The organism is Faucicola osloensis, assembly GCF_020041925.1.
Classification (GTDB): Bacteria; Pseudomonadota; Gammaproteobacteria; order Pseudomonadales; family Moraxellaceae; genus Faucicola; species Faucicola osloensis_D.
The window spans coordinates 366,489-391,122 of sequence record NZ_CP083409.1; the positions used below are offsets into that span (position 1 = coordinate 366,489).

General features: G+C 43.7%; 21 protein-coding genes. 13 read left to right on the forward strand and 8 right to left on the reverse strand.

Annotated features, from left to right (window positions below; all coding sequences use genetic code 11):
* Window positions 1–136: 136 nt before the first annotated feature.
* The 3 genes from LAJ61_RS01565 to dusA all read left to right on the forward strand — a co-directional run bounded on the left by LAJ61_RS01565 (window position 137) and on the right by dusA (window position 4,557).
* The gene (locus LAJ61_RS01565; protein ID WP_224054215.1) at window positions 137–1,834 is read left to right on the forward strand and encodes a phospholipase D family protein; all 1,698 of its coding nucleotides are present in this window, start codon (window positions 137–139) and stop codon (window positions 1,832–1,834) included.
* Between the two features lie 299 nt (window positions 1,835–2,133).
* Window positions 2,134–3,456, forward strand: coding sequence for an MFS transporter (locus LAJ61_RS01570; protein WP_224054216.1), 1,323 nt, complete (start codon window positions 2,134–2,136; stop codon window positions 3,454–3,456).
* 132 nt (window positions 3,457–3,588) lie between these two features.
* Window positions 3,589–4,557, forward strand: a complete 969-nt coding sequence (dusA, locus tag LAJ61_RS01575) for a tRNA dihydrouridine(20/20a) synthase DusA (RefSeq protein ID WP_224054774.1) — start codon at window positions 3,589–3,591, stop codon at window positions 4,555–4,557.
* A gap of 17 nt (window positions 4,558–4,574) precedes the next feature.
* Here dusA and LAJ61_RS01580 read toward each other — a convergent pair whose 3' ends face one another.
* The 4 genes from LAJ61_RS01580 to LAJ61_RS01595 form a co-directional block, all read right to left on the reverse strand.
* Window positions 4,575–5,309: a CPBP family intramembrane glutamic endopeptidase gene (locus LAJ61_RS01580; protein WP_224054217.1), complete on the reverse strand. Its 735-nt coding sequence runs from the start codon at window positions 5,307–5,309 to the stop codon at window positions 4,575–4,577.
* Between the two features lie 39 nt (window positions 5,310–5,348).
* Window positions 5,349–6,296, reverse strand: coding sequence for an alpha/beta fold hydrolase (locus LAJ61_RS01585; RefSeq protein WP_224054218.1), 948 nt, complete (start codon window positions 6,294–6,296; stop codon window positions 5,349–5,351).
* Between the two features lie 2 nt (window positions 6,297–6,298).
* Window positions 6,299–7,381 (reverse strand): signal peptide peptidase SppA, encoded by a 1,083-nt coding sequence (gene sppA / locus LAJ61_RS01590; RefSeq protein ID WP_224054219.1) that lies wholly within the window; start codon window positions 7,379–7,381, stop codon window positions 6,299–6,301.
* Window positions 7,382–7,472: 91 nt separating this feature from the next.
* Window positions 7,473–10,316 (reverse strand): ComEC/Rec2 family competence protein, encoded by a 2,844-nt coding sequence (locus LAJ61_RS01595; RefSeq protein ID WP_224054220.1) that lies wholly within the window; start codon window positions 10,314–10,316, stop codon window positions 7,473–7,475.
* 102 nt (window positions 10,317–10,418) lie between these two features.
* Between LAJ61_RS01595 and LAJ61_RS01600 the strand changes: the two genes are divergently transcribed.
* On the forward strand, window positions 10,419–11,243 hold the full coding sequence (locus tag LAJ61_RS01600) for a YdcF family protein (RefSeq protein ID WP_224054221.1): 825 nt from the start codon (window positions 10,419–10,421) through the stop codon (window positions 11,241–11,243).
* On the opposite strand, the gene lolD is transcribed toward LAJ61_RS01600, so the two are convergent.
* The gene (gene lolD / locus LAJ61_RS01605; protein WP_224054222.1) at window positions 11,240–11,917 is read right to left on the reverse strand and encodes a lipoprotein-releasing ABC transporter ATP-binding protein LolD; all 678 of its coding nucleotides are present in this window, start codon (window positions 11,915–11,917) and stop codon (window positions 11,240–11,242) included. The two genes, LAJ61_RS01600 and lolD, sit on opposite strands and share 4 nt — an antisense overlap.
* Window positions 11,918–11,926: 9 nt before the next feature.
* Entirely contained in the window at window positions 11,927–13,162 is a 1,236-nt protein-coding gene (locus tag LAJ61_RS01610) for a lipoprotein-releasing ABC transporter permease subunit (RefSeq protein ID WP_224054223.1), read from the reverse strand.
* A gap of 479 nt (window positions 13,163–13,641) precedes the next feature.
* On the opposite strand from LAJ61_RS01610, the gene LAJ61_RS01615 reads away from it, so the two are divergent.
* Complete coding sequence (locus LAJ61_RS01615) at window positions 13,642–14,619, forward strand: hypothetical protein (protein ID WP_224054224.1); 978 nt, start codon at window positions 13,642–13,644, stop codon at window positions 14,617–14,619.
* 295 nt (window positions 14,620–14,914) lie between these two features.
* The gene (locus LAJ61_RS01620; protein ID WP_224054225.1) at window positions 14,915–15,178 is read left to right on the forward strand and encodes a hypothetical protein; all 264 of its coding nucleotides are present in this window, start codon (window positions 14,915–14,917) and stop codon (window positions 15,176–15,178) included.
* A gap of 35 nt (window positions 15,179–15,213) precedes the next feature.
* Here the strand turns inward: LAJ61_RS01620 and LAJ61_RS01625 are convergent, their stop codons facing one another.
* Window positions 15,214–15,603: an SCP2 sterol-binding domain-containing protein gene (locus tag LAJ61_RS01625; protein WP_224054226.1), complete on the reverse strand. Its 390-nt coding sequence runs from the start codon at window positions 15,601–15,603 to the stop codon at window positions 15,214–15,216.
* 518 nt (window positions 15,604–16,121) lie between these two features.
* Here LAJ61_RS01625 and ccoN point away from each other — a divergent pair.
* The 4 genes from ccoN to ccoP are packed head-to-tail and all read left to right on the forward strand — an operon-like array spanning window position 16,122 to window position 19,570.
* Complete coding sequence (gene ccoN / locus LAJ61_RS01630) at window positions 16,122–17,594, forward strand: cytochrome-c oxidase, cbb3-type subunit I (protein ID WP_224054227.1); 1,473 nt, start codon at window positions 16,122–16,124, stop codon at window positions 17,592–17,594.
* A 10-nt stretch (window positions 17,595–17,604) separates the two neighbouring features.
* Complete coding sequence (ccoO, locus tag LAJ61_RS01635) at window positions 17,605–18,222, forward strand: cytochrome-c oxidase, cbb3-type subunit II (protein WP_472776713.1); 618 nt, start codon at window positions 17,605–17,607, stop codon at window positions 18,220–18,222.
* Window positions 18,222–18,395, forward strand: coding sequence for a cbb3-type cytochrome oxidase subunit 3 (locus LAJ61_RS01640; protein ID WP_036597952.1), 174 nt, complete (start codon window positions 18,222–18,224; stop codon window positions 18,393–18,395). Before ccoO ends, LAJ61_RS01640 begins: the two co-directional genes overlap by 1 nt.
* Entirely contained in the window at window positions 18,392–19,570 is a 1,179-nt protein-coding gene (ccoP, locus tag LAJ61_RS01645) for a cytochrome-c oxidase, cbb3-type subunit III (protein WP_224054228.1), read from the forward strand. The genes LAJ61_RS01640 and ccoP overlap by 4 nt, the downstream gene beginning before the upstream one ends.
* Window positions 19,571–19,654: 84 nt before the next feature.
* On the opposite strand, the gene LAJ61_RS01650 is transcribed toward ccoP, so the two are convergent.
* Complete coding sequence (locus tag LAJ61_RS01650; protein ID WP_224054229.1) at window positions 19,655–20,008, reverse strand: Spx/MgsR family RNA polymerase-binding regulatory protein; 354 nt, start codon at window positions 20,006–20,008, stop codon at window positions 19,655–19,657.
* A gap of 95 nt (window positions 20,009–20,103) precedes the next feature.
* Here LAJ61_RS01650 and leuS point away from each other — a divergent pair, with 95 nt between their 5' ends.
* The 3 genes from leuS to holA all read left to right on the forward strand — a co-directional run bounded on the left by leuS (window position 20,104) and on the right by holA (window position 24,515).
* Window positions 20,104–22,764 carry a leucine--tRNA ligase gene (gene leuS, locus LAJ61_RS01655; RefSeq protein WP_224054230.1) on the forward strand — a complete coding sequence of 887 codons (2,661 nt, stop codon included), beginning with the start codon at window positions 20,104–20,106 and terminating at the stop codon, window positions 22,762–22,764.
* Between the two features lie 136 nt (window positions 22,765–22,900).
* Window positions 22,901–23,467: an LPS-assembly lipoprotein LptE gene (locus LAJ61_RS01660; protein ID WP_224054231.1), complete on the forward strand. Its 567-nt coding sequence runs from the start codon at window positions 22,901–22,903 to the stop codon at window positions 23,465–23,467.
* A gap of 28 nt (window positions 23,468–23,495) precedes the next feature.
* A complete protein-coding gene (gene holA / locus LAJ61_RS01665) occupies window positions 23,496–24,515 on the forward strand; it encodes a DNA polymerase III subunit delta (RefSeq protein WP_224054232.1) in 1,020 nt (339 codons plus the stop codon).
* Window positions 24,516–24,634 lie beyond the last annotated feature (119 nt).

Consider the following 24,634-nt stretch of genomic DNA (forward strand, 5'->3'; position numbering starts at 1 on the left):
CAAATAAATTATGATAGCATAAGTTGGATTTGACGGTCGCTTTCAAGTCAGTATTTTATGCAAAAACGCCATGACAACCAACTTTTCTTAGGTGAGTGCCACGTTAATTAGTGATTTTTTTAAAAGGATTCAGGCTTTGGTAGCAGCATTTTATTCGGTATCTGTTGGCTTTGTCAGACTAGCATCGCAAAAACTCACGCCAAAAATTGTGACATTTTGCTTGCCATTGCTAATTACGCTGCTACTTACACTACTTACCGCTTGCCAAATGCTACCTAACAACCCCCATATCGCCGCTACGCCAACTGTATCAACACAGCTGACAGGTGCGCAAAAATTTTCCGAAAAATCGCGTATACAAGGTCATTATTTAATCAGCCGTATCAGTGCCAGCAAAAACCCCTCACCGAGCAAATTTTCCGGTTATTATCCGCTGATTGATAGCAGTGATGCGTTCGCCTCACGCAGTATTTTGACCGAAATGGCTCAGCAAACCATCGATATCCAATACTATATTTGGCACAACGATGCAGCAGGGCAATTGATGCTCAAAGACTTGTACCAAGCTGCCAATCGTGGTGTCAAAGTACGACTGTTACTCGATGATTTGAACACCAATCTGGAACTTGACCAACAGCTGCTTGCCTTTGCTGCGCATGCTAATATCCAAGTGCGATTGATTAACCCCAAAGTGGTGCGCAGCTTTACCCCCGCCAATTTTGTGGTAGCACTGCCCCGCTACCAACGCCGCATGCACAATAAAAGCATGACCTTTGACCGCCAGTTATCCATCATTGGTGGGCGCAATATTGGCGATGAATATCTGCGTAAAGATAGCATCGCTGAGTTTGCTGATTTGGATGTTTTGCTTGCCGGCAAAGTGGTCAACCAAATCAATGAGAGTTTTGAAGATTATTGGGATAGTCCTCTATCGTATGATATCGAGCGTTTGGTGAGCGCCTCAAAAAACCCCGAGCGTAATAAAAGCGATGAGCCATTTTTGGGGACTTTGACTGCGATTGCACCGATTAACAGCCAGTCCCATCTACATAAAAGCTCGCAACTTTATCGGGTACAAAATGGCGCAATAGTCGATAAACAACTGTATAACAAAAAAATCCAATTTCGTTGGCAACCGATGGAATTTTTGGCAGATGATGTCAAAAAACTGCTTAATCAAGATGATAAAGATAGCCGATTGGTATCACAGCTTCGAGCCCGTATTGGTACCCCAAAACAGCAATTGACCATTGTTTCATCGTATTTTGTACCCACTGACTTGGGCGTGCTGCAACTAAGCAAACTCATGGAAAGCGGGGTAAAAATCAATATTTTTACCAACTCGTATGAATCAACCGATGTGCCTATCGTGCATTCAGGGTATAACGTGGCACGCGTGCCGATGCTCAAAGCAGGGATTGCGCTTTATGAGCTAAAATCCTCTGCCGATGCAGACTTTCGCCGCAAAAAACGTAGCTTATATCGCAGTAAATACAGCACCAGTTTGCATACCAAAGCTTTTGCGGTGGATGACAAATATACGTTTATCGGCTCTTATAATGTAGATCCGCGCTCTGCCAACATCAATACCGAGCTTGGGGTGCTGATTGAAGACAAAGCGCTTGCCAAATCCTTTCATAATACATTTGATAATTCTATGCTCAATGTCAGTTACCGCGTACATCTTAAGGATAATGAACAACTGATGTGGCAAACCCATGATGATAAAACCAATAAAAAGCTTATCACTTTGGATAAAGAGCCGCACATGACATTTGTCAATGGACTTTGGCTAAAGATTTTTTCGGCTTTGCCATTTAAGCGCTTATTATAAGCGGCTATATTACAAAAAACACACATTTTTGGTAGTAAAAATAGTACCAAAATCACTATAGTATGCGGTTTCAAAAAGTAATATATCTCAACTGTTAAATCATGACGTTTGCTTGTAATATTTATTTAAATAATTAAATTTATTACAGTTTTGATAAATTATTGTTCAATTTGTCAAGTAATTTAATTTGTCAGGTGAAGAGTGACGAATTTAATTGTTTAGCGCGTTAACTAACCTATTTGTCCATTGATTATAAAGCTTGCAAACCTTTAGCCAGCTTCTAGGTAATATTGTCGACTATGCCATTTTTTCATGATGCCAACGAAGAAATTAGGGATTTAAATCGCTACGAAAAAAACGTGGTGTATTTAACGATTTTTGGGGCTTTTTTTGCTTCCTTTGATTTTACGATTTATTTTTATTTTAATGATAGTATCAATCAAGCTTTTTTCCCAGAAAATATACCTGAGTCGTTAAAGTCGATTTGTTTTTTGCTGCTGATTTTAGCCGGTTATATGTCAAGGCCGCTAGGCGGTTTGATATTGGGTGATATCGGCGATCGCTATGGCAGAAAACATGTGTTGCTGTATAGTTTGCTATTGGTGGGTGCGTCTGGTTTAGTGATTGCCTGTTTGCCTACCTATCATCATATCGGTGTGGCAGCGATTGTTCTCATGCTATTATTGCGTTTAATTCAAGGCTTTGGCTATGGCGCTGAGGTGCCCGCTTCATGGGTATACATTGCTGAGCATATGCCACGGCGTCAATTAGGGTCAGTGTGTGGCGGTCTTATTAGTGCACTGATTTTGTCGACTTTGATGGGCAATATTTTAAGCTCCACCTTATCAAATATGCTCACCCCTACCCAGATGCAATCGTATGGTTGGCGTATTCCTTTTGTCCTCGCCAGTATCGGTACGCTATTTGCGGTGCTGTTACGAGCCAAGCTTGAAGAAACCCCGCTTTGGCTGATGGCTAAGTCTAAAAATCGCTTGGTTAAACGTCTGCCAATACGCCGAGCTATTATCAAATACCGTTATGGTACGGTGATGACGCTGGGTTTGTCCTGGTTTACCGCCAGTATTTATCTGACGATTTATTTGCTTTTGCCGATTTTGGGCATCCAGTTTTTTGATGTCGATACCAGTTTGATGATGATATCCAATGGAGTGGGTATTATCTTTGGTGGATTGGGGGCGTTAACCTATGGTTATTTTGCCGATCGTTTTAACTCAGGTCGTGTATTTACTTTAGGCTGTATATTTTTAAGCATTGCCAGTGTTATTTTCTTTGTTTCACTGAAAAACAGTAGCGAGTTACTACTGATTAACTATGCGATTTTAGGATTTTTCTCTGGCGTGATTGGCTTAGTCCCAAGTATTTGTGTGCGTCTGTTTCCAGTGAGTGTACGCCTAAGTGGTATTAGCTTTACCTATAACGTGGCGTATGCATTGACAGGCGCATTATTGCCTGTGCTATTGGTTTATTTTTCACATAGATTAATGCTTTCAAGCGCCTTGTATCTGGTATTTATCTGTGTGATTGGCATTATCATGGGTATGTTGTTGACCAATTTGCATGGTTTGTATCGCATGGAAGATAAGCGGCTGATGAATTCTTGAGTTTTTTCATCGCTGATAGTTGTTTTACCATCGCTTTTTTAGCGCCCGCTTTTATTGATTAGCTGATAGATTAGCTATAGATTAACCACTTTTTTTGAATATTTGCCTATGACACTGCCTATAACGCTGCCTATGACCTCAATGCAGCATAAACGATTGTCCACCGCCCCAATGATTGATTGGAGTACACGCGATTATTGTTACTTTGCTCGATTATTTAATCCTTATACCTACCTTTATACTGAAATGATAAGTACCTCTGCGATACTGCAGGGGGATACAGACTATCAGCTGCGATTTTACCCCAATGAACATCCTTTGGTGCTTCAGCTTGGCGGCTCAGCTCCTGACGAATTGGCGCGCTGTGCAAAAATCGGACAAGACTATGGTTATGATGAAATCAACCTAAATGTTGGCTGCCCGTCCGATCGGGTACAACATTACAAAATCGGGGCTTGCTTGATGGCAGAGCCCAAATTGGTGGCAGATATTGTCTCTGCGATGCGTGATGCGGTGGACATTCCCGTCACTGTCAAGCATCGTATTGGCATTGATAATTTTGATAGTTATGAGTTTATGGCGGATTTTGTGGATCATGTGGTGAAAGCAGGTTGTCAGCATGTCATCGTCCATGCGCGCACCGCTTGGCTACAAGGCTTAAGCCCTAAACAAAATCGTGAAATTCCGCCCCTTCGCTATGAGGATGTGTACCGCTTAAAGCAGGATTTTCCCGATATATTTGTGGAAATCAATGGCGGTATCACCACTATTGATGAAATCAAAACCCATCTGACGAAAGTCGATGGTGTGATGATTGGGCGTGAAGCTTATCACAACCCTTATATTCTAGCCGAAGCCATGCAGCTGTGGGACGAGCCAGTACCTAGCCGAGCGGATATTTTTTATCAATTACTGGATTTTTTGGCAGCCAGTGACGCGCGTGGCACACCATTGACGGTCATTATGCGCCATTATTTAGGCTTGTTCCAAGGATTGACAGGCAGTCGTAAATGGCGTCAGGCACTTAGCGGGCAAAAATCCCTCTCGGTCGTCCAAGTTCGTGAAGCGGGTGAAGCGGTATTGGCGTTAAATGCGGGTTAAAAGTTAGCTGAAAAAGACTAGCCGTACAAATACTGTTCCATCGCCAAAGCATTATTCATCATATGCAACACCACAGGCAATAACAGTGACCCTGACATGATACGCCCATAGCTAAATAACATCGCTAGACAAAAAATCCCCAATAATTCTACCACACCGTATTGCATATGAATCACCGCAAATACGATACTGGTTAGCACACTGGCACCCCATATACCAAGCTTTGAGCTGGCAAGCCCTGTCCACATAAACCCGCGAAACATCACTTCTTCATAAATCGGCGCAAATACCACCATCGCCAGCACAAGCAGCCACCGCGGATGTGCGGACTCGGCAAGATTGTCCATAAACATCATGGGCTCGCGACCCAGCCAGACGGTGACTAGATTGATGATAACATTTAGCACAATCAGCAGCGCGCTACATTGTAACAACTGATACCAAGTAAAGGATTTAAGGGCAAGATAATCTTTGACACGGCTGTTTTTAAATCCGATAAACAAATAAACGCAGCCGAGCACCATGGCTAAGGTAAAGCCTAGTGATAGACTCATTAATGTGCCGTTTTCACTGCCCTGCAACACTTTTTCAGCAATATCCAAATTTGCTGCATCTTGTAGCACCCATGGTGCAAATAACACCACGCCAATCAATTGACTGGCAAAAAACACCGCCAATAACACCATAGATAGCACAATGGTCTTAGGCAAATCGTAGATGGGGGTGCTAGGCTGTAATGATAAGTTTTGCACATTAAACCTTTGAATGGATATTTGTGTTGTTACTGGATATCATGATTCATGATTGACTGAGTGAATAAGCGCTTTGATTCGTTCAACCGTACTGGCTGGGTATTCTAACGGGAACATATGCCCGCCTTCATGCACTTCAAAATCAATGCCCATACGCCGTTTGACCAGCGCAGGAAACCCACGTTTGAGAAACAGGCTATCTTTACCAATTATTTGTTTGGCAGGGACAGCCGGCTGATGGTTAGGTTTTTGCCAGTATAGTGAAGGATTGGTACGAAACACCGCTACTTCCACCGCTTTTGGAATGGTAAGCGTCACTTGCCCATCTGCAGTATCAGTCAAGCCATAACGAATAAAATCATTAAAACAGCGCTCATCAAAGTGTCGATAGAATGCTTTATGTCGCAGATGCTCGTAGGCGACTTCACGGCTTGGCCACGTGTCACGGCGATGGCTTGATAGACCTGCAGGCGTGAGCCTATCTACTAACCGTGGGCTAAAGCGTTTTGCCCAATGTAGTGCCATCGAATAGTAGCCATGAATGAGCGGTGGGTCTAAGGCAATCACTTGGCTAAATAGCTCGGGCGCTTCATAGCTGGCTTGCAGCGTACACAATGCGCCAAGCGAATGCCCTAGCCCGATGACCTTGGTTTGCCCGCGCGCGCTTAAGTGCGCTTGGATGCTATCAATCACTTGTTGGGTCAGTTTTTGCCAATGGTTATCAACCGGATAACGCGGGTCAATGCCTAACGCTGGGATGTAGACAATATCAAATTCATCACTGAGCAAATCAAATAGATATTGATAGGTTCGCGATGGAATCCCATTGGCATGCGCAAAGTGTATCAGCGGTTTTTGCCCTGTCCCTGCTGTCTCCCCTATCTGCCCTGCCTGTGCTATCGCTGTTATCCCCTCTATGCCTGTCGCTAGCGTTGGCGTAGAGGGCAAACTATTGGCTAACAGATGCTGGCTCGTCTCAGATGACATGGTTATTGCATCCCTTTGTCATTTGCAGCGGCGTGGGTTAATTGGCTAGCAAAGCCTTTGGAGAGCGTTTCGCCAAACCCATAGCCGATTTGGCTAGCAAATTTACCGAACACTTTTTTCACCGGGTCTTCTGGGTTATATTCCACTACATTGTCTAGTTTTAGCTGAGACTCAAGGGTGCTGATGCCGCCCTTTTTATCCGCCAAACCGAGATTAATCGCTTGCTCACCACTCCAGAATAACCCGGAAAAAAGCTGATTGGCGTCAGGATTTTTGAGGCGATTGCCGCGACCTTGTTTGACAGCATTGATAAAATGGGCGTGGGTGTTATCAAGGACACCTTGTACATGCTGGCGCTCAAAATCGGAGAGCGGGCGGCTCATGCTTAAAATATCTTTGTGCGCACCGGCTGTCATGGTGCCATCTTTAACGCCTAGTTTATCCATCAAACCTTGGACATTGTAGCTTGGCATAATCACGCCGATTGAGCCGACCAAGCTTGAAGGATTGACCCAAATTTCATCAGCTGCAGATGCGATATAATACGCGCCCGAAGCGCCCATATCTTCGATAACGGCATACAGTTTTTTGTTAGGATGGGCTTTTCTCAATTCGGTCATGGTTTGCCAGATTTCATCAGATTGCACAGGTGAGCCACCCGGTGAGTTGATGCGTAACGCCACCGCTTGCGCTTGGTCGTTGTTAAACGCTTCCGTCAATGCCTCGCCCACCGCTTGACTATTGGCTTCATTGTCGCTGCTGATAACGCCTTTGACATCGACGACGGCTAAATGCGGGTTGGTCATATCGATATCACTCATGCCACTTTTGGCAGAGCCACTACAGCCTTTGGCTACCACCGCGCCAAATAGTAGCACATAGCCCAAGGTGATGAGCTTAAAGAAAATACCCCAGCGTCTTGCACGGCGCTGCTCCACAAGACTTGCCATCAGCGTTTTTTCTAGCAATTGCCATTCTTGGCCTGCGTATGGCGTATTGGGTGGCAAGTTTTGCGTATGGTTTGGTTGAACAGGTGGCTTTGATTGTGAGGGTTGGTTAGGATCGGGTGGCCAATTATCTGACATAAAAGTTCCTTAGCAATATGTAATTTACCGCCCATGATAGGGGGAAGCGGTCAAAATTACAATCACTGCCTTGTAGCCAAATCGTCAATTGTCAGTCCGTATCATCTGGGGTGAGCGTGTAAATTAACGCGCCCACTTGATCGGCATACAGGACTTCGAACGGATGGTCGGCAGGCTTATCCACTGACCAACTAGCTAGCGATAATTGGCTATCTTCGCCCAGTTTTTGCGACTTATACGCGCCTGTGACCACATACAGTAAGGAAGGTTTAGTCAACGCTAGCCACGATGGTTTAATGGATAAATTATAGGGCTGAATCATTAAATGGGTCGCCGATACCGTGCATAATTTTTCAGTCATTTGCATGGGGATATCGCTATTACCTGCCAACATCAGCACATCGTAGGGTTTACCGGTTGGTGGCTTGAAACGGATGTGAATATAACAGGTTTGGGTCGCTAGCTTTTGCTCGTCGGTCAAGGCTAAATCCAAGTGCCATCCCGACATCGCTGTGATTTCCAAGCCATCTTGTTGCCAACGTTGGGCGGCTTGGCAACTGCGGGGTGTAATCGCGCGAAAACTTGTAGATACAGCCTTATCTGTCACATCGAGCCTGCTGTGTTCGACATCATACCCTGCCAGCCAGTAGGCTTGAACAGGTACATGGGTTGCCAGTTGTTGCACCAGCTCATTGACGCGGACACTGGGCGTTTGACTAATCACCCCAGTTAATCGATGAACCTGCTGATTTGCCAACAGCGGATAAATATCACGGTTTAACAGCGAACTGATTTCTTCATCAGCCGGAGCATTGTTAATAGCTTGTTTGGTTTTCAAAAAATTGCGTTTATCCGCCTGAGCGGCTTTTACTTGATTGTCCGACAAAATCAGCCAGCTATCATCGCCTTTCTTTAACAAACTGATTACCAGTTTAGGGTTATCACCAACTGCCAGAGTCGGCTTGTTTTTACTTAAACTTCGCTGCTGCTGTGGCAATAATATCAATAGGATAGCCAGTGGCAACATCAGCATTCTAGGCAACAAGCCTTTTAACAACCCCAGTAACGCAATTAACAAGCACAGGGCAAGCTGCGTTTGTGTCAAGGCGAAAAATGATTGCTTGGCAAAACCCGTGTTAATAAGTTGGTTGAGCAAAAGATGAAATAGATTGAGCAGGGTTGTTAGCATCGACCAAATGATTTGGCTCAGCCAATCCCCTATCACAGGTAGCCAGCTAACGACGCCTGCCAACATATCCAAGGGTACAACCACCAAGCCTAAAAATGGTACGGCTAGCAAGTTTACCAAGATGCCGATGACTGATACTTTGCCAAAAAACCACACCACGATAGGCAGCATCCAAAAAAATAGCCAAATTTGCAGTTTTAATAACGCCTTGAATTGATGGCTTATGGTTTTAACAAAACCGGTCAGCACGTTGGCGCGTGCAGTAGGCGCTAGTAACTGACTAACATCCTTAATTTCAATGGTGCTAACTGTCCCTATTGTCTCGCTAAATTTTAACAGTAAAACCACCGCCACAAAGGATAACCAAAACCCTGCTTGCCCGACTGCCGTCGGTTCTAGCCAAATCATGCCTAGCGCAACCCAAGCCAACAGCCGATAAGCAGAAAAATTAACCAATAACTGTTTCGACAGCGTGAGCAGTAACAGCATCCAAAATGTCCGCTGCGCAGGTATTTCAAAACCCACCAGCAGCGCATAAAACCCTGCCATCACCACACTCACCCACAGCACCAACAAACTACTCGGTAATTTGACCAACAACTGCGGCGCAAGCCACTTAATGAGCCATAATACAAAAACAGATACGATAGAAGCTAGCATCAGCACATGCGGGCCTGAAATTGCTAATAAATGGCTAATCCCCGTGACTTGATAGCGATTCTTAAGGTTGCTATCCATCAGGCTTTTATCACCGGTTAACAGTCCCAATAAGATTGCATGGCTTTGGATAGCGCTCTGAATTGAACTTTGAAAAGCGGGTTGGGCAATATCGGTATTTTTAGAAGTGGCTATAGAGGTGGATTGTTTCAGCAGGGTTGTATGCAAATTAGCGAGGATTTTTTGGCGTAGTTGCCAGCGCAATTGTTCGATAGCAATAGCCATACGGTCTGTGACATGGGATGGGTTAAATTCCCGTAGGCTCGTTTTTTCAATACCGATTATCACTCCCTTTGCTTGCACCCCACGCTGTCTTAACCATTGCGCTTCATCAAATCCTAGCATGAGCGGTTTGGCATTGCTGGGTAAGCTTGTAGGCTTAGGCTTTGCAATGGGCGCAAGCTGTAATTTTACGTTAAGCTGCATGCCAGGTCTTAATTGCGACAAGGTCGCTTCCCATTCAAGGTTATCTTTGATGTTAGCGGTAATGAGTGCCGTTAGCGGTGGCTGGGGGGTTGCTGACGATGCATCAGCATCACCGCCCTTGTCAACGCGGACTTGCAGGATTTGTTTGATAAAACCATTACCAATCAGGGTATTATCATTTGATAGCGGGCTCATTTGGCTCAGCGTATCGCTGATTTGATGCGATTCAACGATAGCATCCACTGTGAGCGCTGAGGGCAATAACGCGTTTTCATAGCGCTTATAATGATATAAACCGTAACTGGCACTCAACATGAGTGTCAGCAAAAAGATAAAGCTTGATAATAACGGTAAGGCAAAACGGTAGGCTAATTCAGGGTTTGACGACGCTCGTTTTAGCTGTTTACGCTTGCAGCCATGGTATAAACCTACATTGATTAGCAGCGCTATCAACAGTGCCACTGATAACAGTTGCCAAATTTTTGCATCATAACTGGTTATCTCATAGCTTGTTAGCGCATAACCTGTCATCAAAGGTTGATTTGCTAGTGTATTTACCACTAAAAAACCCAACAAACTGGCAACCGTGATGAGCCAAATCATGTTTCATCCTTGATAAAGATAGCGATAGCCCGCTTCTTCCCTTACAATTATCGAATGAACGATATAGTAAAACAAATAGCAACTTTTGGAAATTATTAATCGATGTTGACTCAATTGATTAGCGGCAATGACAATGCCTCAGTGTTCGGCAAAAAAAGCATTCAAATCAGTCTAGGGATTGCAGGATTGATACTGGTTGTTGACTGCGGGCTATTGCTAGCCAATCGTGTTTTTCATATTGGCACCCTAGTGCCATTGGGCATAGGGCTAATTTTTTTAGGCCATGCGGTATATTGGGAGCGTATTCAACTTTATTTGGCGTCACATCCGTCATTAAAAAAATTATGGCAGCTGATTTGGCTACTATTTTTTGTCTGGTTAATAAGTTTTTGTGTCTTTGTTAGCTATTTAAAACAGCACTTTAATACGGATAACCATCCTAAGGCAGCGCAAGCGATTATTGTCTTAGGTGGCGGAACAAAAGATAATAAGCCGACCGATGCGGTAAAACTGCGTTTGGATAAAGCATCTGAAGTCATCAAGCGTTTTGCAAACGCACTTGTGATAACCAGTGGTGGTTTTGATGCGGGAGAAGATGTCAGTGAAGCCAGAGCGATGGCGGATTATTTACACGACACCTATGGTATCAGCTTGGCGCATATTGCGCTTGAAGAACACAGCACCAGTACCGAGCTTAACTTTATCCATAGTAAAAAGATTTTAGCGCAGCAAGGGATTGCCTTAAATCAGCCGATAATCGCAGTCACCAGTGATTTTCACACCTTGCGCGCAAGTCTTATTGGTAAACGACAAGGATATACCAATTTACAGGTAGTCGGGTCTGACACGCCTTGGTATATCCGTCCAAATGTGTGGTTTCGCGAATACTTTGCTTTTATCAGCGGTTGGCTACTCGATGAGTATTAAGCCACCCACGTACCATTTTGTAAGGCCAATTGTTTATCCGCCAGCTGTGCCAATTGCCGGTCATGGGTGACCATCAACAGCGCGGTATTAAAATCTTTTTGTAGTTCTGATAGGATTTCAAACACCGCCTGCGCATTGGCATAGTCTAAGTTACCTGTGGGCTCATCAGCCAGTATTAATGAAGGCTTTGTCACCAGCGCCCTAGCAATCGCCACCCGTTGACGTTCACCGCCAGACAGCTCGCCTGGGCGGTGAGTGAGCCGATGCCCCAGCCCTACTTTTTCCAATAATTCAATAGACTGTTGACGCGCTACTGCGATTGGCACTGCTTTTCGCATCAATAGCGGCATGGCCACATTTTCAATCGCAGTAAACTCCGCTAACAAATGGTGAAACTGATAAATAAAGCCCAAATGTTGGTTACGAAGCTCACCACGCTGGGTTTCATTCAGATCATTGATGCGTTGCCCATGTAGCCAAACTTCGCCACTGGTGGGCACATCTAAGCCACCCAAGATATGTAGCAAGGTACTTTTACCCGACCCGCTCGTGCCAACAATGGCGATGCGCTCGCCACTGTTAATACTGATATCCAGATGGTTGAGCACATTCGTGGTGGTTTTACCATCTTGATAGGTCTTGGTGATATTTTTGCCTGTTAAAATCGTCGTCATGGCTCACTCCTATTCATAACGCAATGTTTGAGCCGGTTGAATGCTAGCTGCTCGGCGTGCTGGATAAATGGTTGCCACAAAACTTATTACCAGTGAGGCTGCCACGATGATAGATACGTCTTTCCATTCAAGTTGTGAAGGTAAATAGTTGACAAAATATGCATCAAATAAATGTAACCCAAATAAACTATTGATGCCGCCTACCACATCGCTCACGGTCAACGCTAAAATCACGCCCAAAATAGTTCCCGCGACGGTACCAATCACCCCGATAAACAATCCTTGCACCATAAACACTTGGGTGATGAGCTTAGGCGACGCACCAAAGGTTTTTAAAATCGCAATGTCCGCCTTTTTATCAGTCACCAGCATCACCAAGGATGAGACGATGTTAAATGCAGCAACCAAAATAATCAAAAACAGCAACAACCCCACCATGGCTTTTTCCATTTGGATGGCACCAAATAAATTCCCATGCGTCGATGTCCAGTCACTAGGCATGAGCATATTGGGTGCAAGACTCGCTGCTTGCTGAGCCACTTGTGGTGCGGCAAACAAATCCTTTAGCTTCATGCGAATACCTTGTGCTCCCGCAGGCAGACGCAATAACGTAGCCGCATCATTCATAGGGATGAATGCCATAATATTGTTAACCTCAGGGCTGATGTCATACACCCCAGTGACGGTAAAACGCTTAAAGCGCGGAATCACGCCAGCAGGCGATGGTGAGGCTTCTGGTAACACCAAAGTGACCATATCGCCTTGTTTCACCCCCAGTGAATCCGCCATTTGCTTGCCAATCACAATGTCAAATTGACCTGCTTTTAGACTATCGACACTACCACTTTCCATATGCTGATGAATAATCGAGACTTTTTTCTCATAGCTTGGTTCAATACCGGTCACCATGATACCTGCAACTTGTCCATTCGCGGTGAGCATACCCTGTAATTGGATAAAAGGTGCGACGGCTTCAACTTTGGGGTCTTTTTGAATCGTTTGCGCTAGCGTCTGCCAGTCTGGGATAATTTCACTGGCAGTGACGGTGGCTTGCGGCACCATCCCCAAAATACGACTCTTGAGTTCGCGGTCAAAGCCATTCATCACCGATAACACCGTAATGAGCACAGCGACGCCAAGCGTCAAACCCACCATTGAAATCAAAGAAATAAAAGAAATAAATCGGTTACTTCGCTCAGCACGGGTATACCGTAATCCTAAAAACAAAGCCAACGGTCGAAACATAGCATTCCTAAAAATTATCACTATTTTGATGATACAAGCAGGCAATAAAATAACTTATTTCAAAACTATTATTCAAGCCTGCTAAAAGCGTGTTAGTCTGACACACTTTTTTACCGTTTTGGCAAAAGTTTTTTTGCAATTTTGCTAAAAATTCGCAGAATCAAACATATCTGCGCAATAAATTGTGGATGTTTTAAGCAAAATAAGGTGAAAAAATTCTGCATGTCCCCATTAACATAGCAGAATTAAATTTCATCCCTGCTTAATCAAGGGTTAATCCATTGTTAACAGATAGGTTAATAGAGGATACTCGTTAATTTAATCGGGATGATTTGAAGGCTGATATTAGCCTATTGATAGCTGATAATGTAATCATTAAAATTTTGATAAATATCGTGACAGCTGTTTAGTTTATTAAGTTGGTTTGCAACATAAGCCTGTTGTTACTGATAAACCTGTTGTCACTTAAAGGACGTCTTATGACCAATACTCACCAACCCCCCTCTTCAAATGCTCCCAATACGATTAGTCTAAACTGTGATCAAGTGGTTGGTCATGCAGATCACTGGTCATGTTTTACCAACAATATTCCCGATGACGTCCCAAACTGGTTGCAATCTCATATCGATACTGCCACCATGCCTACCCCACTAAAGACTACCAACGCCACGTCTTCGCATATTTTACTATCGGGTAATCAGCCAATTCATGTCAATCAAGTGATTGAAATTGATAGCAATCGCTCACCCAAACGTTTGATTAATGCGTTTCCTTGTGTCAATAGTCCGTATGGGCAATGGGTCACTATTGAAGGTGTCTATAAATGTGACAATCAGATAGAGGCGATTTTGCGCTTAAAAACTGATGACAATACCGTGCTGTATGTATTTGACCAGTATTATGCCATCAATGCGCACAACTATGAAAAAAATCACCGCTACTTTATCAATCTGAGTGCATTTGCTTACAGTGTAAGCTTGAGTAACCGCTCAGAAACCATTGTGGTTGATGAGCCTGAAGCGATTCGCTATCACCGCGCTTTTAATGATATTTTGACCAAAAATAATAACGTTGCCCCAAAAGACCTTGAAGCCCAAATCGCCGCTTGGCAACCTAGCGAAAACGACTTACCGCTGGAGCCAATTGAAATCAATGTCGGTCACATGTGTGCCTATTTATTTGGTGAAACCATCGGTCAACAAGATGAAGCCTGGTGTCAAGGTCAAATTATTGGCAAACAAACTGCCAGCTTTAACGGCGTTGACTTTGTATTGCTTGATGTGGTGATATTACGTGAAAGCCTTAATAATCCTGTTGTTATTCGTTTAGCGGTCAATGCCGATAACATCGACTCAACCATTCAAGTCAACGATTATATTCAAGCCAATATTTGGCTACAGGGGACTATTTTTATGGAAAACCAGAAAAAAGCAGCCACCAATTATAGAGCATTTTAAGCCTTTCCCCTGTAAGATTATTGATTAATTTTCTTGAAGCCACTGCCGACTATGACAGTGGCTTTGTTGTTTTGTAAATAAATGTAAATTTTGCCCTTTATTTTATTTAATTCATTGAATCGACTATAATTTTATATTATCGTTATGTTAAATTTGATCTTAATCAATTTTTACCCATCAACGTCATAAATTCTATAGCGGCTCAGTCATAAATCCTATAGTGGCTCAACAGCCTAGCCAATATCAGCCGCTAACGTTTGTGAGTGTTCTATCAGTTATTTTGGGAAGATGACCCATGCCAAATCAGTCGACTAAATCCGCAGTTTCTACTTCAGACGCTATCCAAGCCCAGACTGGATTGGTAAATCACAGCCCACTCCCACTATCTGCTCAAACCACCTTAGCCACTCAAATTAGCTCGGTCAATGGTCTGATGGTTTATACCACAGGTTTGCTACTGTACCCCACCCAAGCAGGCGATAAAAAAAATCACCGAATATTATCGATGATTTTCTTTGTGCTCGGGGTGTTAGTGATATTTCGCTTAACACACGGATAATGCTCGCAATATCCTAAATTATTTAATCAGCCCATTTACACTTGTGTATTGGCTAAGATGTCTTTGAAAAGCTGTTTTTGCTCAGCGCTTGGGCTTGCGGTTTGGATAGACATTAATTGTCCCATATCGCCTTCGACGCGGATTTTGCCAGCCATGAAGGCTTCCATTGCACGGTTCATATCACGATCTAAAAAGATTGCTTTTAAGGTATCGGCATCCAGTTTTAAGGTGGTTAAAGCGCCATCTTTCAAACCTTGATGAATCGTGCCATCATAAAAAGCGGCATTGACTTCTTGATTGTCGCTATCTGTGACTTGTAAATTAATTGACATATTTTTAATCGCGGGTGATAGATTTAGGTCACCTGCTTTGTTGGTTAATTCGTCAACTTTATCAAACCATTCTTGTGTTAAAATTTTAGCCATTTTAAATTCTCCTTATCGTTAGTTTAGAACTTGTGCATCTTACCGAGATTTTGTATGAATGACAATTCTCTAACGCATAATAAACCTATTTGTAGAACAACGATAATGGCGCTCGGTTAACCATTTTTAGCATTGTTACTAGATAGTGTATGGGGTGTTAAAAAAATCCCCACAATTTACATGGTTTTTTTTATTTTTCATATTATAATAGTTGGTGTGTAATTTTTTTTGCGCTATGAACGTTACATTAGATGATATTTAGCAAAGATTAAGTTACAATACTTGGTGAGAATCGTGAGTTTGAGCCTATTTTACTGCTTGTAAATTTACTGTTTTGCGTCAAGATTTAGCCGCTAATTTCTTTAAAATTCATCGTGAAACTAGCCACTAAACAGTTAGCCTATCTTATAAAAAAATAACTAGTGCCAACGCCTCTGACCGGATAGTTTTATTGACAGGCACAAAGGAGATTTCTGCTTAAACTTGTTGATAATATAGGCTGTAAAGGAAATCATCGAATGAATTTACAAAACACAGCAATACCTATTACCGATGATTATGAAGTGGACATCATTAAGTTGTTCTCAATCATGGCGGTAGTATATGGTATTATCGGTATGGCAATTGGGGTGTTCATTGCATCACAATTGGCATGGCCTGCCCTCAATTTTGGTATCCCTTGGCTAACATTTAGCCATTTGCGTCCATTGCACACCAACGCGGTGATTTTTGCATTTGGTGGTTGTGCGTTATTCGCAACTTCATATTATATCGTTCAAAGAACGTGTAAAACGCGTTTATTCGCACCTTATCTAGCCTGGTTCACCTTTTGGGGGTGGAATCTTGTTATTGTTGGCGCAATTATTACCCTACCCTTGGGTTTAACCTCAACGAAAGAATATGCTGAGCTTGAATGGCCCATTGATATTTTAATTGCCGTGGTGTGGATATCTTATGCTATTGTGTTTTTTGGTACGTTATTGAAACGCAAAACCTCGCATATCTACGTTGCTAACTGGTTCTTTGCTGCATTTATTTTGACCATTGCGTTACTGCATATTGTCAATAGTATGGCAATCCCTCTGAGCTTCTGGAAGTCATATTCCTTGTTTGGCGGTGCGACTGATGCTATGGTGCAATGGTGGTATGGTCACAACGCCGTAGGTTTTTACTTAACAGCCGCGTTTTTGGGTATGATGTATTACTTTGTGCCTGTACAAATCGGTCGTCCTGTTTACTCCTATCGTTTATCTATTATCCACTTTTGGGCGTTAATTGCGTCTTATATGTGGGCGGGTGGTCACCATCTTCATTATTCAGCACTCCCTGACTGGGCACAGTCTTTAGGGATGGTATTTTCTATCATTTTATTTGCGCCTTCATGGGGCGGTATGATTAATGGTGTACTTACCTTATCTGGCAGCTGGGATAAACTTCGCACAGACCCTATTATTCGTTTCTTGATTGTTGCACTGTCATTCTATGCGATGTCAACGTTTGAAGGTCCGATGATGTCAATCAAAACCGTCAATGCGTTATCCCATGATACTGACTGGACGATAGGTCACGTGCATTCTGGTGCGTTAGGCTGGGTTGGTATGGTTACGGTTGGTTCATTATATGTATTGATTCCACGTATTTGGAACAAACAAAAAATGTATTCAACTGACTTAATCACCACGCACTTTTGGCTGGCTACTGCAGGTACTATTTTCTACATCGTATCGCTTTGGATTTCAGGTATTGGTCAAGGTATGATGTGGCGTGCTACAAATCCAGATGGAACGCTGGTGTATAGTTTCGTTGATACTGTCTTGTTCTCGCACTATCCTTACATTGGTCGTGCATTTGGTGGTTTATTGTATGTCACAGGTATGGTCGTCATGGCTTACAACGTCTACAAAACTATCACGATGCCAAGCACTAAAACTGTTGAAGTAGCGGATACCACTACACCTGTAGTAGAAACTGCTACCGCAAAACAGATTTAAGGAGAGACTCATGCAAATCAATCACGAAATTATTGAAAAAAACACGGGTCTTCTTCTTATCCTAATCGTTGTAGCTATTAGTTTTGCGACTTTGGTAGAAATCGTGCCATTGATTTATACCAAAGAAGTTAACCAACCTTTGCCCAATATGAAGCCATGGACTGCCCTTGAATTAGAAGGTCGTGATATTTATATTCGTGAAGGCTGTCACGTCTGTCATACCCAAATGGTTCGTCCTCTTCGGGCTGAAGTGGAACGTTATGGACCTTATTCGCGCGCTGCTGAATCCGCTTGGGATCATCCCTTCTTATGGGGGTCCAAACGTACTGGACCTGATCTTGCGCGTGTGGGCGGACGCTATTCTGATGACTGGCAACGTGAACACTTGATTAACCCACAATCATTGGTACCTGAGTCTGTGATGCCATCATTTGCTTGGTTAGCAAAAAATGACGTTAACCCTGACGAAGTACAAGCAAAAATGCGTCTATTCCGCGACCATTTCGGTGTGCCTTATAGCGATGCTGATATTGCAGGTGCACCTGATGCGGTACAAGGTAAAACTGAGCTCGATGCCGTTGTTGCGTATTTACAACAACTGGGCACTGCAATGAAAGGTCAACGTTAATGTTGGGCACATTACACAGTATCGCAACGGTCGCAGCGTTTATCGCTTTTATTGCGATTGTTTGGTGGGCTTACTCACCAAAGAATCGCAAACGATTTGAAGAAGATGCAAAACTTGCGTTAGATGACGAAGACCTAACAGATGCATCACAACGCAATAAGGATAAAAAATGAGTGGATTTTGGAGTTTTTGGATAACCCTATTTTCCATCGCTTGTTGGGCTTGGATTTTGTGCTGGTTAGTCGGTGTATTGGGTTATCGCCCAAAAATGTCGGATGACGGTACCACAGGCCATGAATACGATGGTATCCAAGAGTTTGACCGTCCATTACCAAAATGGTGGTTAGCAATCTTTTGGGGTACATTAGCTTGGGCACTACTGTACATGCTATTGTTCCCATCAATATTGCCAGGCTCATGGAAAGGTATTACTACGGTAAAAGTAGATGGGCAAGATGTTCCTTGGACCAGTGCTAATGAATTAGCATCCGATCTTGAGCGCAATAATGCCGTATTTACTCGCACGTTCAATGATAAAATCTTAAAAGACAAAGCGGTAACTGCACAAATTGATAGCCTTGCTAAATTACAAGCACAGCAAGCTAAAAATGCAGAACCCAATGCCGAATTAAAATCGCAAATTGATAAAGGTATTGTAGGGCTGGCACCTGCCGTTCTGAAACTTTCTCAAGACCCGCAAGCGATTAAAATTGGTCAGCGTTTGTTCTTACAAAACTGTTCAGTGTGTCATGGCTCACAAGCGCATGGTGCACCGGGTTATCCAAACTTGACGGACAATGACTGGATTTATGGCGGTACACCCGATAAAATATTGTTAACCCTAAATCATGGTCGTGTCGGTGGTATGCCAGCTTGGAAAGCGCAGATTGGTGAAGACGGTGTTCGCGCTGCAGCTGAATACGTACTATCACTATCACCCGGTCATGGTTCAAAAGAAAATGGTCAGTTGAACCAAACTTTGGTTAATCAAGGCAAGGCTATTTTTGATACCAACTGTGCGGTATGTCACGGTAAAGATGCCAAAGGTAACCATGATGTTGGTGCGTTGAATCTTACCGACGACACGTGGTTATATGGTGGCGACCGGGAAACAGTTCGTACTACGATACGTAATGGGCGTGCCGGTGTGATGCCACATTGGGATACCAAACTGGGTAACGAGCGTATTATGTTATTGGCAGCGTATGTTTATTCATTAAGCGATCACAAACAAGACGCTTCTGTGATGACCCCACAAACTATCGTCAATAAAGAACGTGGTGCAGCCTCTACCCCAGTTGAAACTGCGAATGCGGTAAAATCTGCGGTTGCTAGTGCGGTAAAATAATTTTTACCCGCCACTTAAAAAAGCGAGTTTTAATCACTCGCTTTTTTATTGGGGATTGACTTGCCCCTCTTTACTTGCCTAGTTTTACATGCCTAGTTTTTCAAAGGCAGTTTCATCAAAACCAATGATTAACTCATTGTCTGAGACGACAATCGGGCGCTTAATCATACTTGGCTGCGCTATCATCATATCTAACGCGGCATCCACATCTTGCTTGATTTGGGATTTTTGCGCATCGCTAAGTTTGCGGTAGGTTGTACCTTTGGTATTCATGATTTTGTCGATACCAACTGTTTCGACCCAATGGGCTAATATCGGTTTGCCTATCGCCTGTTTTTTGTAGTCAAAAAATTCATACTCCAAACCCAGTGCAGTTAATTTATCAAACGCCTTTTTCATGGTGCTACAGTTTTTGATACCGTAGATGGTGATGCTCATATTGGCTCCTTTTTTTATCGCAATTTTTACGGTTTTAGGCTATGCTATGGGGCTTAATATATTTTCCCATTCAAATACTGCAAATTCAGACCATTATGAGTAATTCAGCTTTAACCAGTCAATACCAACCCCAAGTTATCGAGCCTGCCCAACAACAAAAATGGGAACAGCAAAATCGCTATCAAGTAAACAACGCGGCATCAGATAAGCCGTCACGTTATTTGCTGTCTATGTTTCCTTACCCCAGTGGTAAGCTACATATGGGGCACGTGCGCAACTACACGATTAGTGATGTGTTGAGCCGTTACTATCGGTTAAAGGGTTATGAAGTATTGCAGCCAATGGGCTGGGATGCGTTTGGTATGCCTGCAGAAAATGCAGCGATTGCCAATGCTGTTGCCCCTGCTGCGTGGACGTTTTCAAACATTGACAATATGCGCGCGCAGCTCAAATCATTAGGACTATCGATTGACTGGTCACGTGAATTTGCCACTTGTACGCCCGAATACTACAAGTGGGAACAATGGCTATTTGTACAACTGTTCAAAAAAGGCTTGGTATACAAAAAACTCTCAACGGTGAATTGGGACCCTGTTGATAATACCGTCCTTGCCAATGAGCAAGTGGTGGATGGTCGCGGTTGGCGCTCAGGTGCGCTAATTGAAAAACGCGAAATCCCCATGTACTACTTTAACATCACCGCCTACGCAGACGAGCTGTTAACTGATTTGGATAAGCTGGAAGGTCATTGGCCACAGCAAGTGATTACTATGCAGCGCAACTGGATTGGTCGCTCTGAAGGCATGGAAATTCATTTTCCCTATACCTTAAATGGTGAAGAAAAAACCCTAGATGTGTTCACTACCCGTCCTGATACCTTAATGGGTGTGACTTATGTATCGGTGGCAGCTGAGCATCCACTGGCAAAACACGCTGCCGCGACCAATCCTGCCTTACAAAGCTTTATTGAAGCCTGCAAAAAAGGCTCAGTTGCCGAGGCAGACTTAGCCAAAGCTGAAAAAATGGGTATGGACACGGGTCTGACTGTCACCCATCCGTTAACCGGTGAGCAAGTGCCTGTTTGGGTCGCTAACTACGTCTTAATGAGCTACGGTTCTGGCGCTGTTATGGCAGTCCCTGCGCATGATGAACGCGACTTTGAATTTGCCAATAAATACCAGTTGCCTATCAAGCAAGTGATTGACCTAGATGAACTCCACAAACAAGGTCAAGAATTTGATGCAACGACTTGGCAAGACTGGTATGGCGATAAGCAAAATGGCGTGGCTATTAACTCGGGCGAGTTAGACGGTTTAAATTTTAAACAAGCCTTTGACAAAATTTTAACCCAACTTGAGCCGAAAGGCTTGGGTAAAAAAACCATCAATTATCGGCTACGCGATTGGGGAGTATCTCGCCAGCGTTATTGGGGTTGCCCAATTCCGGTTATCAACTGTAAAGACTGCGGTACAGTGCCTGTCCCTGAAAGTCAGCTGCCTGTGGTATTACCTTTAGATGTAGTGCCCGATGGACGCGGCAATCCCCTCAACAATCTTGCTTCATTTACCGATGTCAACTGTCCATGTTGCGGCAAGCCTGCCAAACGTGAAACCGATACCTTTGATACTTTTGTAGAATCAAGCTGGTATTACGCGCGTTTTGCCTCACCCAATTATACTGATGGGATGATTAATAAAGTCGCCGCCGATAAATGGCTACCTGTGGATCAATATGTAGGCGGTGTTGAGCACGCCGTGTTACATTTGCTGTATGCGCGTTTTTTCCACAAGCTTATGCGTGATGAAGGCTTGGTGCAGGGTGATGAACCTTTTGCTAATTTACTCACCCAAGGCATGGTCTTGGCGGGTACTTATCTTCGCGAAAATGCCGATGGTAGCAAATCCTATTACTTTCCAGAAGAAGTTGATATCCGCTACAACGACAAAGGTCAGCCCATCGAAGCGACCTTAAAAGCCGATGGTCAGCCTGTCAAAATTGGCAAAATCGAAAAAATGTCAAAGTCAAAAAACAATGGTGTCGACCCACAAGCGACTATTGATCAATATGGCGCAGATACGGTTCGACTTTACACCATGTTTACCGCGCCTGTCGACCAAACGCTTGAATGGATTGACGATGGACTAAAAGGTCCGTATAACTTTTTGAAAAAAGTATGGCGTTATACCATCGAGCATGCTGAAACATTGGCACAACAATCTTTAACCGCAGCAACCTTATCGGTGAGTGATGCCCAGTCGCTGAGTAAAGCCGCTAAAAATCTACGCCGTAAAACACATGATACGATCGGCAAATTAGATGACGCCTTTGGCAAAAACTTGGCGCTCAATACGCCCGTGTCATTTTTAATGGAACTGTCGAACGAACTCACGGCGTTTGAAATCGCTTCTGATAGCGATTTGGCGGTAGCCAATGAAGCACTCATAACATTATTGACCTTGCTTACCATGTACGCGCCGCACATGGCAGAAGTCCTACTTGAGCAGTTAGGGATTGATGTGATGACACTAAGCTATCCAGCCGTTGATACTTCCGCCTTGGTACAAGACACTATCACCATGGTGGTGCAAGTCAACGGCAAAATCCGTGGTCAAATGGATGTGGCGCCAAACAGTGACAGCGATTGGTTAAAAGCCGAAGCAAAACAACTCGACAGCGTCGCTAAATTTATTACCGGCGATATCGTCAAAGAAATCGTGGTGCCCAATAAACTGGTCAATATTGTGGTAAAAGCCTAATTGATTACAAGGGTTTATTGGCAACCTAAGCCCTTTTTGACCTTAAAGCTTTATAATAACCTGAAGCTTTATAATAAAGCGCTATCACAAGCAATACCGACAATCATAGACAGGTAACTAACAGACAGGTAACTATATGAATAAGCCATTTCTTCGTATCCTCCTAAGCAGTGTGTTACTGACGCAGCTACCTGCCTGTGGTTTTCATCTACGCGGGTATGATGTGCCTATGTCACAAAATATCCCAACCACTGAGCTGATTTTTCACAATAGCCCAGAAGATTATGCGGTAAAAAATGCCTTAAAAAAACAGCTCGACCAGCTGAGCATCAATACCCAAGATAGGGTGATTGATAACAAGGCAACCAACCAATCAAATACCGCCTTGCCTGCCAGTATTGAAGTCAAAAACATTCGCCTGCAAAACTACCAGCTACGCGGTATTTTGACCGAAATTCGCATGGTGCTAAGCGCAGAGGTAAGCTATCGCGCCATTGAAAATGGTCAACCTCGCACGCTGACCAATACGATTCAAGTACAGCGCAGCTATCAGTATGACCAAGGCGTGGTAGCCACTGACAATCCCCAAGCTGAGCAAATTAAAGTATGGTTGTATGATAACCTGGCGCAGCGTATTGCTGACCAATATGTCGCACTGAGCCTTCCTAAAATCACCAAAGTGCCGACCGCCACCACCCCCTAACCTACCTAATCTAATTGGTAACACGCTGATGCAGTACAATTTTTTAAATGCCTTTCAACATCTCAAAAATAGGCAAGACCCCGCTACTGGGGTGTGGCTACTGCATGGCGATGAAGATTTGTTGTCACAGTGGCTGATTGAAAAAATGTCGCCCAATTGGCGGCAACATAATATGGCAATTTCGCGCATGGATATTACCAGCGCCAAATCATGGCAAGCGGTTTTGGCAGAGCTGAACAGTCTGTCACTGTTTGACGACAACAAAGCCATTATCGTTCACGGCAATCATAAACCCGATAAAGAAGCGTTAGCAGAATTAGCGCAATTTGCGACGAGTAATCAGAGCAATTGCTTAGTCATTATCAGTGATAAATACGATAAAAAAAGCCAAAGCAGTGCGTTTTTTTCGCTTTGCGATAAATTTGGTCACATCATCGAATGCCATCTTTATCAAGAGCAGCAACGCGAACAACTGCTACAGCAACACGCGCAAGATTTTGGACTCGAACTCACCAAACCCGCTTGGCAGATACTGATGGCACAAACTCAGCATAATTTGCTGGCAGCTTACCAAAGTCTGTGGCGGCTCTCCTATCTTTATGCTACAACAGATGCGAAGCCCCCTACCCATTTTGTGACCATCGATGAGTCTCAGCTGTTTGATGGGTTGGTGAGTCAATCTATGTTTACCACCTTTGATTTATCGGATGCCATGTTGGCAGGTGATACTGCGCAGGTTGCAAAAATCTTGCAGCAACTCAAAGCCAGTGAAGAACCAGAGAGTCTGGTGTTATGGATGATAGCCAAAGACATGCGCAATATTTTAAGCTTGCAATCAGGGGCAAGCTATCAAAGCCTCGGCATTTGGCAAAGCAAGCAACAGCTGTATAGTAAAGCCCTGCATCGTCATTCCCATGACGTTACCCGAAACTGGTCGGATGCACTGTACCAAGCCGACCAAGCCATCAAAGGTCTGGTGCAACAACCGGCTTGGGAGCTGCTCTACCAACTCGCTTTTCGCCTAGCGGGTCAACCGCTATTTCACTAATTGCTTTTAAAGTTGCTTTTAAAAATGCTCCGCAACCTTTGCAATCTTTGCAACCCTTCAAACAACCCGACCATCAAAACACCATACAATCCACTACCCTCAAATTTTTAATGCGTTTT

Bases quoted from the DNA above. Each gene is read 5' to 3' on its own strand.
- LAJ61_RS01570 (WP_224054216.1), top strand. From the start codon at position 2,134: ATGCCATTTTTTCATGATGCCAACGAAGAAATTAGGGATTTAAATCGC.
- dusA (WP_224054774.1), top strand. From the start codon at position 3,589: ATGACCTCAATGCAGCATAAACGATTGTCCACCGCCCCAATGATTGAT.
- LAJ61_RS01585 (WP_224054218.1), bottom strand. From the start codon at position 6,296: ATGTCATCTGAGACGAGCCAGCATCTGTTAGCCAATAGTTTGCCCTCT.
- sppA (WP_224054219.1), bottom strand. From the start codon at position 7,381: ATGTCAGATAATTGGCCACCCGATCCTAACCAACCCTCACAATCAAAG.
- LAJ61_RS01595 (WP_224054220.1), bottom strand. From the start codon at position 10,316: ATGATTTGGCTCATCACGGTTGCCAGTTTGTTGGGTTTTTTAGTGGTA.
- LAJ61_RS01600 (WP_224054221.1), top strand. From the start codon at position 10,419: ATGTTGACTCAATTGATTAGCGGCAATGACAATGCCTCAGTGTTCGGC.
- lolD (WP_224054222.1), bottom strand. From the start codon at position 11,917: ATGACGACGATTTTAACAGGCAAAAATATCACCAAGACCTATCAAGAT.
- LAJ61_RS01610 (WP_224054223.1), bottom strand. From the start codon at position 13,162: ATGTTTCGACCGTTGGCTTTGTTTTTAGGATTACGGTATACCCGTGCT.
- LAJ61_RS01615 (WP_224054224.1), top strand. From the start codon at position 13,642: ATGACCAATACTCACCAACCCCCCTCTTCAAATGCTCCCAATACGATT.
- LAJ61_RS01620 (WP_224054225.1), top strand. From the start codon at position 14,915: ATGCCAAATCAGTCGACTAAATCCGCAGTTTCTACTTCAGACGCTATC.
- LAJ61_RS01625 (WP_224054226.1), bottom strand. From the start codon at position 15,603: ATGGCTAAAATTTTAACACAAGAATGGTTTGATAAAGTTGACGAATTA.
- ccoN (WP_224054227.1), top strand. From the start codon at position 16,122: ATGAATTTACAAAACACAGCAATACCTATTACCGATGATTATGAAGTG.
- ccoO (WP_472776713.1), top strand. From the start codon at position 17,605: ATGCAAATCAATCACGAAATTATTGAAAAAAACACGGGTCTTCTTCTT.
- LAJ61_RS01640 (WP_036597952.1), top strand. From the start codon at position 18,222: ATGTTGGGCACATTACACAGTATCGCAACGGTCGCAGCGTTTATCGCT.
- ccoP (WP_224054228.1), top strand. From the start codon at position 18,392: ATGAGTGGATTTTGGAGTTTTTGGATAACCCTATTTTCCATCGCTTGT.
- LAJ61_RS01650 (WP_224054229.1), bottom strand. From the start codon at position 20,008: ATGAGCATCACCATCTACGGTATCAAAAACTGTAGCACCATGAAAAAG.
- leuS (WP_224054230.1), top strand. From the start codon at position 20,104: ATGAGTAATTCAGCTTTAACCAGTCAATACCAACCCCAAGTTATCGAG.
- LAJ61_RS01660 (WP_224054231.1), top strand. From the start codon at position 22,901: ATGAATAAGCCATTTCTTCGTATCCTCCTAAGCAGTGTGTTACTGACG.
- holA (WP_224054232.1), top strand. From the start codon at position 23,496: ATGCAGTACAATTTTTTAAATGCCTTTCAACATCTCAAAAATAGGCAA.